Source organism: Mesorhizobium sp. Cs1299R1N3, from assembly GCF_037179625.1.
Taxonomy (GTDB): domain Bacteria; phylum Pseudomonadota; class Alphaproteobacteria; order Rhizobiales; family Rhizobiaceae; genus Mesorhizobium; species Mesorhizobium salmacidum.
Genome location: NZ_JAPYKQ010000016.1, coordinates 69,849 through 83,072 on the forward strand (window position 1 = coordinate 69,849; position 13,224 = coordinate 83,072).

The following is a 13,224-nucleotide window of genomic DNA, read 5'->3' on the forward strand; positions in this document are numbered from 1 at the left end:
CGGGTGTTCCAAGGAGATCGCCATGCTCGACACCGTCAGACCCTCGCTCGCCGGATTCTTTGCCGGCTCCAATCCGACGCCGCCGGCGCATCTCGGCACGCGCTACGACGCGTCAGGCAACTTTCTCCTCGAGCCCGGCAACACCGTCGTCAGACATCTGGTCAGCGGCTCGCCATCCGAAGCCGTGGTGCTCGCCGTGCGCGATCGGATGATGGCGATGCCGGATGTCGACCGCCTTGCCTTCACGCCTGTCTCCAGCCTGCACATGACACTCTTCCAGGGCATCATCGAATATCGCCGCCGGTTGCCTTACTGGCCACGGGACGTGTCGCTCGACACCGGCATCGACGCCATGACCCGCCTCTATCTGGAGCGCCTGAAGGGTTTCCAGGGTGCCGGTCCGTTCAACATCAAGGTCGTCGAGATCGTGCCTACCGGCCTCACCGTTGCCGGCGCGACCGACGAGGATGTGCGCATCATGCGTGAATGGCGCGATGCGCTGGCCCTGCCGTTCGGCTACCGGCATCCCGATCACGACGCTTACGTCTTCCACATCACCTTCGCTTATCAGATCCAGCGTCTTGCCGACGACAGGGCCGCCGCATGGCAGGCGCTGTTTGATGACTGCCTGGCGCTTTTCGCGCGGCAGGCGCCGGTGATCGAGATCAAGGCTCCAGCCTTCTGCGCATTCCGCGACATGGAGCATTTCGAGGAATTGCTGGTGCTCGGCTGATCGCCGGCAGGACGCCGGCCGTCGTATCTGTGGAGCGTAACAAAACTGACATGCTGGCGACACGGCAGGTTCATGTGGCTGCGTTAGGCGAGTGCCTGACGATCAATATGGACCGGACTGGAACCAGCCCATGTCAGCAAGCTCTGCCACGCTCGAAATTCGCGGTGTCAGCCGACGATTTGGCAAGAACACCGCCGTCAGCGACGTCAACATCTCGATCCCGCAGGGGCAGATGGTCGGCGTCATCGGTCGTTCGGGTGCAGGCAAGTCGACGCTTCTTCGCATGATCAACCGTCTTGTCGACCCCAGCCAGGGGTCGATTTTTTTTGACGGCGCCGAGGTCTCCCGCCTTCGCGGGTCGCCGTTGCGGCGTTGGCAGCGCGACTGCGCCATGATCTTCCAGCAGTTCAACCTGGTGCCGCGCCTCGATGTGCTCACCAACGTGCTGCTTGGCAAATTGAACCACCGTTCGACCCTGTCCAACCTTCTCGGCATGTTCTCCCGTGCCGAATGCGCCGAGGCGGTCGCCGCGCTCGAGCGGCTCGACATCGCCCGTACGGCACTTCAACCCGCCGGCACCCTGTCGGGCGGTCAGCAGCAGCGCGTCGCGATTGCCCGTGCCCTGATGCAGCAGCCCAAAGTGATCCTCGCAGACGAGCCGATCGCCTCGCTCGACCCGCTCAACGCCAAGGTGGTGATGGATTCGCTGCAGGACATCAATCTGCGCGAAGGCATCACCGTCGTCACCAACCTGCACACGCTCGATACTGCCCGCACCTATTGCAGCCGCATCATCGGCATGGCCGCCGGCAAGGTCGTCTTCGACGGGCCGCCCGAAGAGCTCAACCGCGAAGCGGTGCGTCTAGTCTATGGCGCCGACAGCAATGGCGGTGAGATATCGGAGGTCATCACCTCCACCAGCGTTGCCTTCAAGCAGAAGATCGCCGCATCCGCCGGACCGCTCGAACCTGCATTCCCGGGATACTGAGCCCATTACGGGCATAGCGAGCAGCCTGGATCGTCCGCCCGCGTCAAGGGCACTTGTCAAGATCAAGAACGCTGCCGGCGCGGGGCCGGAACCTACAGGAGAGATAGCAAATGTTCAGGAAGATGGTTTTCGGTGCCGTTTCGGTGCTCGCCATGGCCACCAGCATGGCCCATGCCGCCGATATGAAGGAATTTCGCGTCGGCATTCTCGGCGGCGAAAACGAAACCGACCGGCTGCGCAACTACCAGTGCCTGGCCGACCACCTGAAGGCCGAGTTCGGCTTCGAGAAGGTTTCGCTGTTCCCCGCCGCCGACTATGACGGCGTCATCCAGGGCCTGCTCGGCGGCACGCTCGACTTCGCCGAACTCGGCGCTTCCGGCTATGCCAGCGTCTACATCAAGGACCCGAAGGCGGTCACCCCGATCCTCACCACCCAGCAGACCGACGGCGCCACCGGCTATTATTCCATCGGCCTGGCGCTGAAGACCTCGGGGATCACCGACATCAAGTCGGCCAAGGGCAAGAAGCTCGGCTATGCCGACCCGGATTCGACCTCCGGCTACCTGATCCCGCTGACCCAGATTCCGAAGACCACCGGCGCCTCGAACGAAACCTTCTTCGCCTCGACCCAGTTCAATGGCGGCCACGAAAACAACGTTCTGGCCGTGCGTGACGGCAAGGTCGATGTCGCGGTCGACGATTCCTCGGGTATAGGCGACTTCAAGAACGGCTACACCTCCGGCACCTTCCACAAGGAAGTCGCCAAGGGCGCCGTCGACCCCAACGACTTCGTCGAAGTCTGGCGTTCGGGCCTGATCCCGAACGGTCCGCTCGTCGTGCGCACCGCGATCGGCGACGACATGACCGCCAAGCTGACCGCCTTCTTTACCGACCTGCCCAAGAAGGACAAGGCTTGCTTCGAAGGCGTCGAAGGCGGCGATTTCACCGGCTATGTTCCGGTGAAGCCGGACTTCTACAGCGTCATCGTCGAAGCCCGTAAGGCAGCCATCGGCGGCTAACGGCGAAATTGCAAAGGGGCGGTATCTCAGGTACCGCCCTTTTTGCATCTCCGATCATGACCCTTTCCGTGACAGCCACCTCCGGCGCCACCCACCAGACGGCCGATGCCTGGCGACGCCAGACGTCGCTGCGCCGGCTCTATACCGTGCTCGGCGTCGGACTGCTGCTTGCCGCAATGCTCTCCAGCATGTGGTTCGCCGACGAAGCCAATGCCGGGCACTTCTTCGACCGGCTGCCGCACATTCTGGATTTCCTGAGCTGGCTGGTCCCCAAGGACTGGAACGACGTCTGGCGGGCGCTGTTCGACATCGCCTCGCCGCATGATACCGGCACCCAGGAATTCAACTTCCCGCTTGGCCGCGTCTATGTGTGGGGCGGTTTCTACGTCCCCGAATATTTCGAACTGATGCTGACCACGGTGAACGTGGCGCTGGTTTCAACCTTCATCGGCTTCATCTTCGCAGTGCCTTTTTCCTTCATCGCGGCGCGCAACCTGACGCCTCATCCGGCACTGAGGCTGGTGGTCAAGCGCTTCATGGAATTGCTGCGCGCCTTTCCGGAAATCGTCATCGCCGGCCTCTTCGCGGCAATCGTCTCGACCGGTCCGATCGCCGCCATCATCGCCATCGGCCTGCATTCGATCGGCGCACTCGGCAAGCTGTTCTACGAGATCAACGAGAACATCGACATGCGTGCCGAGGAAGGCCTGACGGCGGTCGGCGCCAACTGGTTCGAGCGGGTGCGCTTCGCCGACCTGCCGCAGGTGTTGCCCAATTTCGTGTCGTATACCCTGCTCCGGGTCGAGATCAACGTGCGGGCCTCCACCATCATCGGCGCCGTCGGCGGCGGCGGCATCGGCGAAGAACTGAAGCTGTCCATCTCGCGCGGCTTCGGTGCCAAGACGCTGGCGCTGGTGCTGCTGCTGTTCACGACCATCTTCATCATCGACCAGTTTTCCGCCTGGCTTCGTCGCAAGCTGGTCGGCGAACAAGCCTTTATGATGGGGGCGTAAATCATGGCGACCATGACCGCCGAGGAGATGCTGTCGATCGAGGCGCGCCACCCGCAGGTGTTCCGGCGCCCGGCATACAAGCGCTTCGGTCCGCTGCTCCTGTTTACCGGCACCCTCCTCTATCTGGTCTATGCCTTGTGGTTCTTCAGCCTGCCGCAGGTATTGCGGGAATCGCACTGGGAGCGCCTCCCGCTCTTCCTGACACAATGGATCAGCTACGATCTGCAACCGGAATTCCGTCTCGACCAGCCGGAGATCACGCCCAAATATCCGCGTTTCTCGGCACTGGGCGACAATCCCAATCCGGATTGGGTAATCAAGAATGCCGACGGGTCCTTCACCGTGCGGATCGACGGCCAGGCCAAATCCGTCACCTTCGACAAGACCTACGCGACGATTGTCGCTCATGGACAGACGGTGCCGGTGGCGCTGACCAGCGGCAAGCCGGTGATCACGGGTCCGGTGCCGGACTGGATCACCGCGCACGACGACGAGGTGGTGGCCAAGATGGGCTTTGTCGGCGAGGTGCGCGTCACCGTCGACCGCGTCAAGGTGCGCAAGCGCTTCCTCGGCTGGGCGAACTTCGTCTTCGACACACGCTCGCCCTTCTTCGGCAAATCGGCGGGGGAAGTGATCTCGCTGATCGTATCGGGGCCAGAGCTGAAACCTGGCATCTCGAATCTCGCTCTGGCCGGCGACAACATCTGGAACAACGCCCAGTGGCAACATGGCGATGTCTGGACGAAGCTCTTGCAGACCATTGTCATGGCTTTCCTCGGCACGCTGCTCGGTGGCATCGTCGCCTTCCCTCTGGCCTTCTTCGCGGCGCGCAACATCACGCCGAGCGGCGTGCTCAGCCAGGTGCTCAAGCGCTTCTTCGACTTCATGCGCTCGGTCGATATGCTGATCTGGGCGCTGTTCTTCACCCGCGCCTTCGGCCCCGGCCCGCTGGCGGGAAGTGCCGCGATCTTCTTCACCGAGATCGGCACCCTCGGCAAAGTCTATTCGGAAGGTCTGGAGAACATCGACGACAAACCACGTGAAGGGGTGCTTTCGACCGGCGCCAACGGCATCTTGGTGCAGCGCTACGGCGTTATGCCCGAGGTGATCCCGGTCTTCATCAGCCAGACGCTCTACCAGTGGGAATCCAACACCCGCGGCGCCACCATCATCGGCGCCGTCGGCGCCGGCGGCATCGGCCTGAAACTGTGGGAAGCGATGCGCACCAACTCCAACTGGGCCAACGTCTTCTACATGGTGCTGCTGATCCTGCTCGTCGTCTTCATCTTCGACAACATATCCAACTTCCTGCGCCGTAGGCTGAGCCGGACGATTCACGACTACAACAGGATCCAGGCCAAGCAGGGTTGATTCGTCCTGTGGTGCAGATGAGGCGAGAGGTCCGAGGGACAGCGCCCCCCTCTGTCCTGCCGGACATCTCCCCCACTTGGGGGGAGATTGGATGTGATCCCTGCTTTCGCCAATCACCATCGTTGCAAGAAAGCGACAGCCGCGAAGCTGCCAATCTCCCCCCTCGTGGGGGAGATGTCCGGCAGGACAGAGGGGGGCGCGAAGGATCGCCGACGCAACGTTATCGGCTTCCTAAGCCGCCTTCTTCCACCCGTTCCTGATATGCTTGTACCCCTCCCGGTACACCGCTTCCGGCGTTTCGGAAAAATCGCGCCACACCTTGGTCGCAGCCGCCAATTCCTTCAGCGAGCGGCCGAACGCCTCGATGGTCAGCCAGTCGTCGTAGCCGCTCTTGCGGATCGCCGCGAAGGTTTCCTTCCACGGGATGTTGCCGCGCCCCGGCACGCCGCGATCGTTCTCCGATATGTGGATATGCACGACGTTCCTGCGGTGCTTCGTATAGGCGCCGATCGGGTCGGCCTCCTCGATATTGGCGTGGAAAGTGTCGTACATCGCCTTGATGTGCGGCCGGTCGATGACGTCGACGTGCTCAGACAGGTCGGCCATCGTGTTGAGGAGATAGCATTCGAAGCGGTTCAGCGCCTCGAGCCCGATGGTGACGTTGCGCTTGCCGGCGTGGTCGCCGATGGCGCGCTGCGAGGCGACCGAGCGCTTCTTCTCGGCGGCAGTCGGTCCGGACCCGGAAAAGGCGCCAAGGGTCGAATGCAGCGGTCCGCTCAGCGTGCTGGCGCCAAGCGCATCGGCGCAATCGATGGCCCATTTCATGTAATCGACGCCGGCCTTGCGCGTTGCCGCATCGGCCGCGATCAGGTTCATCGCCGGATCGCCCATCGCCGAGACCGCGGTCCGCTCCAGCCCGATCCTGTCCAGCAGCTCGCCCAGTTTCCTGTAGTCGTCCGGCGTGCCGGCGAAGATCGGGATTTCGACACCGTCAAAGCCGGTTGCCTTGATGTCGCGAAGCAATGGCTCGTGCTTCTTCGACACCGCCGTCGTCCACAAGAACATGCACATGCCGATTTTCATCGACGCCCTCCCCCTTTTTCCGCTGGCCAGGCGCCTCTTACAGCTTCGTCCACGCCCCATTCTTCTTCGACGACTTCACGCAGGCCTCGATGAAAGCCATGCCTTCGACGCCGTCCTGGATGGTCGGGAAGACGACATCCTTTGCCGGCTTGCCGCCCTTCTTGCGTGCCGCACGGATGGCGCGTGCCGCCTCCTGGTAAATATTGGCGAAGCCTTCGAGATAACCCTCGGGATGGCCTGACGGAACGCGGCTGACACGGCCCGCCACCGGCAGTGCGCCGGCGCCGTTGCGAGTGATCAATTGTTTCGGCTGGCCGAACGGCGTGTACCAGAGATAGTTGGGATCAGCCTGAACCCATTCCAGACCGCCCTTCGAGCCGTAGATGCGCAGCTTCAGGCCATTCTCATGACCAGGCGCCACCTGGCTTGCCCAAATCATGCCTTTTGCCGGATGCGTTTTTCCCGTCGGTTTGAAACGCAGCATGACATTGACATTGTCGTCGAGCAGCCTGCCCGGCACGAAGGCATCGAGATCGGCCGACAGGGTATCGAGCTCGAGCCCGGAGACGAAGCGGGCGAGGTTGTAGGCATGGGTGCCGATATCGCCGAGCGCGCCGCCGGCACCCGCCTGCTTGGGGTCGCCTCGCCATGACGCCTGCTTCTGGCCGGTGGCGGCGAGGTCCTCGGTCAGCCAGTCCTGCGGATATTCCGACTGCACGATGCGGATGTCGCCGAGCACGCCCTTTGCCACCATTTCGCGGGCCTGCCGCACCATCGGGTAGGCGGTGTAATTGTGGGTGAGCACGAACACCTTGCCGGTCTTCTCGACTATCGCTACGAGCTTCTTGGCTTCGGCCAGTGTCGTGGCCAGCGGCTTGTCGCAGATCACGTGGATGCCTGCCTCCAGGAAAGCCTTGGCTGCCGGCACATGCACGTTGTTGGGGGTGACGATGGCCACCGCCTCGATGCCATCCGGGCGCTTCGCCTCGGCCTTGGCCATTTCGGCGTAGGACGCATAGCTGCGTGAGGGATCGAGCCCGAGTTCGGCGGCCGAGGCTTTCGCACGCGCCGGGTCGGACGACAGGGCGCCGGCGACCAGCACGAAATCATTGTCAATGCGTGCCGCGATGCGGTGCACGGCGCCGATGAAAGCGCCTTGCCCGCCGCCAACCATGCCATAGCGGATCGGGCCGCCTCCCGTTTCCGACTTCGATGCAGCAACCATGTTTTTCTCCCTCGTGTGAGATTCCCCTCCGCCGAGGGGAAGCGAAAGCCGTGTCAAATTCCCATCATGGCGCGCAGCAGCTTCTTGTCCGTGGTGCCAGCGGCGAAATCGTCGAATGCCTTCTCCGTCACCCGGATGATGTGGTGCTGGATGAAGGGTGCCCCTTCGGCCGCGCCGTCCTCCGGATGCTTCAGGCAGCATTCCCATTCCAGCACCGCCCAGGAATCGTAATTGTACTGCGTCAGCTTGGAGAAGATGCCGCCGAAATCCACCTGCCCGTCGCCGAGCGAACGGAAACGGCCTGCGCGGTTCGTCCAGCTCTGGTAACCGGAGTACACGCCCTGCCGTCCCGTCGGATTGAACTCGGCGTCCTTGACGTGGAAGGCCTTGATCCGCTCGTGATAGATGTCGATGAATTCGAGATAGTCGAGCTGCTGCAGCAGGAAATGCGAAGGGTCGTAATTGATGTTGCAGCGCTTGTGGCCACCGACCGCGTCGAGGAACATCTCGAAGGTCGCCCCGTCGAACACGTCCTCTGAAGGATGAATTTCGTAGCCGACATCGACACCATTGTCCTCATAGACGTCGAGGATCGGCTTCCAGCGCTTGCCGAGTTCGCCGAAGGCTTCCTCGATCAGTCCGGCCGGCCGCTGCGGGAAGGGATAGAGGTAAGGGAAAGCCAGCGAGCCGGTGAACGACACCGAGGCATTCAGCCCGAGATTGCGCGACGCCTTGGCGCCGAACTTCATCTGTTCGACGGCCCATTTCTGCCGCGCCTGCGGGTTGTTGTGCACCGAAGCTGGCGCGAACCCATCCATCTGCGCGTCATAGGCCGGATGCACCGCCACCAATTGCCCCTGCAGATGCGTCGACAGTTCGGTGATCTCGACGCCGGCGTCAGTGCAGGTGCCCTTCACCTCGTCGCAATAGGCCTTGGAGGACGCCGCCTTCTCGAGGTCGAACAGGCGCGCGTCCCAGGTTGGGATCTGCACGCCCTTGTAGCCGAGACTGGCGGCCCATTTGGTGATCGACGCCAGCGAATTGAACGGTGCGGCATCGCCCGCGAACTGCGCCAGAAACAGTCCAGGGCCCTTCATTGTCGTCGGCATCGGCATCCTCCTCGTTTTGTCACGGCCAAGCATAGCGCCTGATGAAAGCAGGGCCAGTCACTTTGGTCTTTTCGCGTCGGACGCTCTGCCGACAATGCCATTCTGGTATGACCAAATAAGGCAATTTGGTCAAGTCTCGGAATGCGCCGAAAAGGCGCTCCGGACGCGCAAAATAACGGCACATATCGCAATGTAATCAACAAACTAATCCACCCCAAAAGTTGCGCCACCACAGTTGTTGCCGTCTCGAGGAATTTGCTGTAGACCTCTTTTCAGGCCCAATTGGTCGAACCAGTTTGCAGGAAAAGTCTGGGGATGCCTTGGGGAGGAACCCTTGCGTCGTCTTTCGGCGATGCATGTCGCAGGCAAACCATACGGACGAATCTGGGAAGGACAGGCCATGCATCTTTCGACGCACAACTGGATGCGCGCGGAACCCCTTGAGACGACGCTCAAGCGCATCAAGAAATTCGGCTATGAGTCGATCGAGATTTCCGGCGAGCCCGCGCAGTACAAGACCAAGGAGACACGGGCGCTGCTGAAGGAGCATGGCATCCGCTGCTGGGGCGCGGTCACCTTGATGCTGGGTGAACGTAACCTTGCCGCCAGGAACCAGGGCCAGCGTGAGCGCTCCGTGCAATACGTCAAGGACGTGCTGACGATGGTCAGCGAACTCGACGGCGAGATCATCACGCTGGTTCCGGCAACCGTCGGCAAGGTGGTGCCGGACGGCACCGAGGAGGAGGAGTGGAAGTGGGTCGTCGATGCGACCCGCGAATGTTTCACCCACGCCAAGAAGGTCGGCGTCAAGATCGCTGTCGAACCGCTCAACCGCTTCGAAACCTATCTGTTCAATCGCGGCGCCCAGGCGCTGGCGCTGGCCGATGCGGTCAGCCCCGAATGCGGCGTCTGCCTTGACGCCTATCATATCCACATGGAGGAATTTAACGTCCATGACGCCATCCGGCAGGTCGGAAAGCGCCTGTTCGACTTCCATGTCGCCGACAACAATCGCTTCGCCGCCGGGCTCGGCCAGATCGACTGGCCAAGGATCGTCGCGACCTTGAAGGAAGTCGGTTATGACGGCGCGCTGACCAATGAGTTCGTCGCCCCGGTCGACCGCACGCCGGCAGCACCCTATCCCGAAATGGTCGAGCGCCACCCGGTCGATATCTCGCCCGAGCAGCTGAAGTTCATCCAGGATCACGGCTCCAGCGTGCTCACCGAGAAATTCTACACCGACCAGATGCGCATCACCGCCGAAACGCTGTTGCCGCTGATCAAGTAGTCGACGCCTGGAATTTGCCCTTCCGCCCTACCGGCGGCGGGCAGGGGAACAAAATGCGCATCAAGACAGTCCAGGCCTGGTGGGTCCGCGTGCCGATCGAAGCCGCGAAGCAGCATCGTAGCGACTTCGGCCAGGTCACGACCTTCGACGCCGCCATCCTGCGCATCGAAACCGATGACGGGCTGGTCGGCTGGGGCGAAGGCAAGAACGCAGCTGGCAGCGCCGGCAGCTACGGCGCTCTCGTCCACATGCTGAACCACGAGATCGGCCCGCAATTGATCGGCCGCGATCCGGCCGATATCGGCGTCATCTGGGAGATGCTCTACAACGGCGTACGCCATGAGAGCGCCGCCCATGCCGGCCACGCCATGCCGCAACTGGCGCGGCGCGGCATGAGCATCGCCGCTATCAGCGCCGTCGACATCGCGCTCTGGGACATCCTTGGCAAGTCGCTTGGCCAGCCGGTCTGGCGATTGCTGGGCGGCCGCAAGGCCGATCGCATGCAGGCCTATGCCTCCGGCGGCTGGGCCTCCGCCGATGCCATCGGCGAGCAATTGAGATCCTACGTCGCCAGGGGCGGCTTCAAGGCGCTGAAGATGCGGGTGGGCGCCATGGATGGCGCGGCACACATTTCCGCCGCCCGTGTGCGCGCCGCGCGCCAGGCGCTCGGCCCCGACGTCGAGCTGATGGTCGATGCCCACGGCACCTATACGGTGGCGGAGGCCAAGCGCTTCATCCATCTCGTCGGCGATCTCGATCTCGCCTGGTTCGAGGAGCCTGTGATCGCCGACGACAAGCCGGGCATGGCCGAAGTGCGCGCCGCCGGCGCGGTTCCGATCGCCACCGGCGAGAGCGAAGCGACGCGCTATGCCTTCCGCGACCTCGCCGTGCTCAAGGCCGCCGACATCTTCCAGCCGGACCCGGCCTTCTGCGGCGGCATCAGCGAGGCCATGAAGATCGGCACCATCGCCAGCGCCTTCAATTTGCGCTTCGCGCCGCATCTTTGGGCCGGTGCGCCATGCTTCTTCGCCGGGCTGCATGTCTGCGCCGCCTCGCCTTCGAGTTTCACGGTCGAATATTCGCTCGGCGCCAACCCGATGATCCACGATCTGGTCGAAGAGACTGTCGAAGCAAGGGACGGCATGATAGCGATCCCGGAAAAGCCTGGATTGGGATTCACCATTTCGGAGCGATTCCTGGAGGCGCACGCGCAACGCAATTGACGATGAAAGAAAAGAACCTTCTCGCGGAACTCGCCGCCTATCTGTTCTCCCATTCGGACAAGGAGAGCGGCCGCACGCCGTCGGAACGCGAGCTGGCGGAGCATTTCGGCGTCAGCCGTGGCCAGATCCGCGAAGCGCTCGCCATCCTAGAAGCCATGCGCATCGTCGAGCGCCGCGCCAAATCGGGCATCTACATCGACACCAAGCAGGCAAGCGTCGAGGCGCTGGCGCTGTTTGCGCGCGCCGGCCTGCCGCTCGATCCCTTGCAGATTTATGAAACGGTCGAGTTGCGCAAGATCCATGAGATCAAGGCCGCCGAGCTTGCCTGCTCGCGCGCCACCGAGGAGAATTTCGAGCGCCTGCGCGAAATCCTCAAGGCGTCGGAAGACCGCATTGCCGCGGGCGAAGGCCTGGCCAAGGAGGACCGCGAATTTCATCTGGAGATCGTGCGCGCCACCAAGAACAGCGTCTTCCACAACATCTGCAGCGTCTACTATCTGATGGGCGAGCAGCGCCTGCCGATCTACTTCAACGACCCCGAACGCAGCTTGCGTTCGCATGCCGAGCACGTGCAGATCTACGAGGCGCTGCTGCGCCGCGATGGCAATCTCGCCCAGGCGCTGATGAGCGCCCACCTGCAGGGCGCGGAAAGCTATTGGAAGGGCCTGATCGAGGGCGGCATGGCGGCTGTGCCCGCGGGCGCGACACTCGAAAAGGCCTGACCGTGACCCAGGCCATGCCCAAGATCCTGTCGACCCATCCGTTGCACCCGCGCGCCACGGCCAGGCTCGCCGGCGCCGGTCAGCTCGTCATTGCCTCCGCGCTCGACGCCGCCACCTTGACCAGGGAGGCCAAGGACGCCGACATCGTCATCGTGCGGGCGCCTCTGCCGCCGGCATTGTTCGAGGGAGCCTGGAAGCTGAGGGCCGCGATCCGCCATGGCGCCGGGCTCGACATGATCCCGATGGAAGCGGCCGCGGCAGCCGGCGTGCTCGTGGCCAACGTGCCGGCGGTCAATGCCCGCTCGGTCGCCGAACATGTCCTGTTCACCGCGCTTGCACTGCTGCGGCAGTTCCGCAGGGTCGACCGCGACCTGCGTGCCAAAGGCTGGCTTGCCGGCCGCGAGCATGCCAATTCAAACATCGAACTCGCCGGCAAGACCATTGGCATTGTTGGTCTCGGCGCCGTCGGGCAGGCCGTCGGCCACATCGCCGCGCACGGCTTCGACCTGAAAGTGGTGGCAACGACGCGCAGCATGCAGCCGGCGCCGGAAAAAGTCGGCTTCCTGTCGATCGACGCGCTGGTCGAGCAGAGCGACATCATCGTGCTCTGCTGCCCGCTGACGCCGGAGACCCGCGGCCTGATCAGCCGCGAACGTATCGCCCGCATGAAGCCCAACGCACTGCTGATCAACGTGTCGCGCGGGCCGGTCGTCGATGATGACGCGTTGATCGAGGCCTTGCGGGAGCGCCGCATCGGCGGCGCCGCGCTCGACGTTTTCTCGACGCAGCCGCTACCGCCAAATCATCCCTATTTCGGCTTCGACAATGTCATTGTCACCCCGCATATGGCGGGGATCACCGAGGAATCGATGATGCGCATGGGCGTCGGCGCGGCCAGCGAAGTCTTGCTGGTGCTGGCCGGCAAGCTGCCGGTCAATCTGCGCAATCCGGAAGTGGTCGATCATTACCGGCGACGGTTTCCGGCGCAGATATAGCATCGCGGTTTCGCCCCAATTCTCCGCGACGTTGAGGCCATGTCCGGTCTTCGCCTTGCATCTCTGATTGTCGCGACTTCCTCCATCTGCACCTTGCCGGCACTCGCTGCGGCCGAGAGCAGCTATGTCTATTGCGACAACGGGATGCGCTGCTTCAAGGCGCCCTGTGAATCGAGCAGCGCGCTCGATCTCGTCACCGGCACGATCATCAAGGGTGTGTCGATCGACACCAGCGGATTGCCGCAGGCCGACAAAGCGATAACCGATCAGTCCGACGTGCTTTACAGCGGAAAGATCGTGGTCAGGGGCGCGATCGAGCAGCGCACGCAGACCATCACCGGCAAGGATTACAGCTTGCCCTGGCTGGCCGCGACCCGCATCGTGCGCACCGCCAAGGACGGCGAACGGAAGCACTGTTCGTCGCACTGATCCGTCATCTACGGCCCACCGCCGAT

The 13,224-nt window shown here is 62.9% G+C and carries 13 protein-coding genes; 10 read left to right on the plus strand and 3 right to left on the minus strand.

All coding sequences use genetic code 11. From position 1 onward, the window contains the following. The first annotated feature begins 22 nt into the window (after positions 1-22). From O7B34_RS25860 to phnE (O7B34_RS25880), 5 genes are all read left to right on the plus strand, one after another. Positions 23-733, plus strand: a complete 711-nt coding sequence (locus O7B34_RS25860; protein ID WP_337148690.1) for a DUF1868 domain-containing protein — start codon at positions 23-25, stop codon at positions 731-733. Positions 734-863: 130 nt separating this feature from the next. Beyond that, complete coding sequence (gene phnC / locus O7B34_RS25865; RefSeq protein WP_337148691.1) at positions 864-1,721, plus strand: phosphonate ABC transporter ATP-binding protein; 858 nt, start codon at positions 864-866, stop codon at positions 1,719-1,721. A gap of 110 nt (positions 1,722-1,831) precedes the next feature. Further along, positions 1,832-2,740, plus strand: a complete 909-nt coding sequence (gene phnD, locus O7B34_RS25870; RefSeq protein ID WP_337148692.1) for a phosphonate ABC transporter substrate-binding protein — start codon at positions 1,832-1,834, stop codon at positions 2,738-2,740. Between the two features lie 56 nt (positions 2,741-2,796). Further along, positions 2,797-3,753, plus strand: coding sequence for a phosphonate ABC transporter, permease protein PhnE (gene phnE / locus O7B34_RS25875; RefSeq protein WP_337148693.1), 957 nt, complete (start codon positions 2,797-2,799; stop codon positions 3,751-3,753). A gap of 3 nt (positions 3,754-3,756) precedes the next feature. Beyond that, complete coding sequence (phnE, locus tag O7B34_RS25880; RefSeq protein ID WP_337148694.1) at positions 3,757-5,124, plus strand: phosphonate ABC transporter, permease protein PhnE; 1,368 nt, start codon at positions 3,757-3,759, stop codon at positions 5,122-5,124. A 231-nt stretch (positions 5,125-5,355) separates the two neighbouring features. Here the strand turns inward: phnE (O7B34_RS25880) and O7B34_RS25885 are convergent, their stop codons facing one another. The 3 genes from O7B34_RS25885 to O7B34_RS25895 are packed head-to-tail and all read right to left on the minus strand — an operon-like array spanning position 5,356 to position 8,541. Continuing rightward, positions 5,356-6,207, minus strand: coding sequence for a sugar phosphate isomerase/epimerase family protein (locus O7B34_RS25885; protein WP_337148695.1), 852 nt, complete (start codon positions 6,205-6,207; stop codon positions 5,356-5,358). 37 nt (positions 6,208-6,244) lie between these two features. Continuing rightward, on the minus strand, positions 6,245-7,432 hold the full coding sequence (locus tag O7B34_RS25890; RefSeq protein ID WP_337148696.1) for a Gfo/Idh/MocA family protein: 1,188 nt from the start codon (positions 7,430-7,432) through the stop codon (positions 6,245-6,247). A gap of 53 nt (positions 7,433-7,485) precedes the next feature. Continuing rightward, complete coding sequence (locus O7B34_RS25895) at positions 7,486-8,541, minus strand: sugar phosphate isomerase/epimerase family protein (protein ID WP_337148697.1); 1,056 nt, start codon at positions 8,539-8,541, stop codon at positions 7,486-7,488. A gap of 400 nt (positions 8,542-8,941) precedes the next feature. Between O7B34_RS25895 and O7B34_RS25900 the strand changes: the two genes are divergently transcribed. From O7B34_RS25900 to O7B34_RS25920, 5 genes are read left to right on the plus strand one after another with little or no spacing between them, the layout of a single operon-like run. Further along, positions 8,942-9,829 (plus strand): sugar phosphate isomerase/epimerase family protein, encoded by an 888-nt coding sequence (locus tag O7B34_RS25900; RefSeq protein WP_027144650.1) that lies wholly within the window; start codon positions 8,942-8,944, stop codon positions 9,827-9,829. A 53-nt stretch (positions 9,830-9,882) separates the two neighbouring features. Next, positions 9,883-11,052 carry a mandelate racemase/muconate lactonizing enzyme family protein gene (locus tag O7B34_RS25905; protein WP_337148698.1) on the plus strand — a complete coding sequence of 390 codons (1,170 nt, stop codon included), beginning with the start codon at positions 9,883-9,885 and terminating at the stop codon, positions 11,050-11,052. Between the two features lie 2 nt (positions 11,053-11,054). Beyond that, on the plus strand, positions 11,055-11,774 hold the full coding sequence (locus tag O7B34_RS25910; protein ID WP_337148699.1) for a FadR/GntR family transcriptional regulator: 720 nt from the start codon (positions 11,055-11,057) through the stop codon (positions 11,772-11,774). Positions 11,775-11,788: 14 nt separating this feature from the next. Then, positions 11,789-12,769 carry a hydroxyacid dehydrogenase gene (locus O7B34_RS25915; protein ID WP_337148741.1) on the plus strand — a complete coding sequence of 327 codons (981 nt, stop codon included), beginning with the start codon at positions 11,789-11,791 and terminating at the stop codon, positions 12,767-12,769. 39 nt (positions 12,770-12,808) lie between these two features. Beyond that, positions 12,809-13,198, plus strand: a complete 390-nt coding sequence (locus O7B34_RS25920; protein ID WP_337148700.1) for a hypothetical protein — start codon at positions 12,809-12,811, stop codon at positions 13,196-13,198. Positions 13,199-13,224 lie beyond the last annotated feature (26 nt).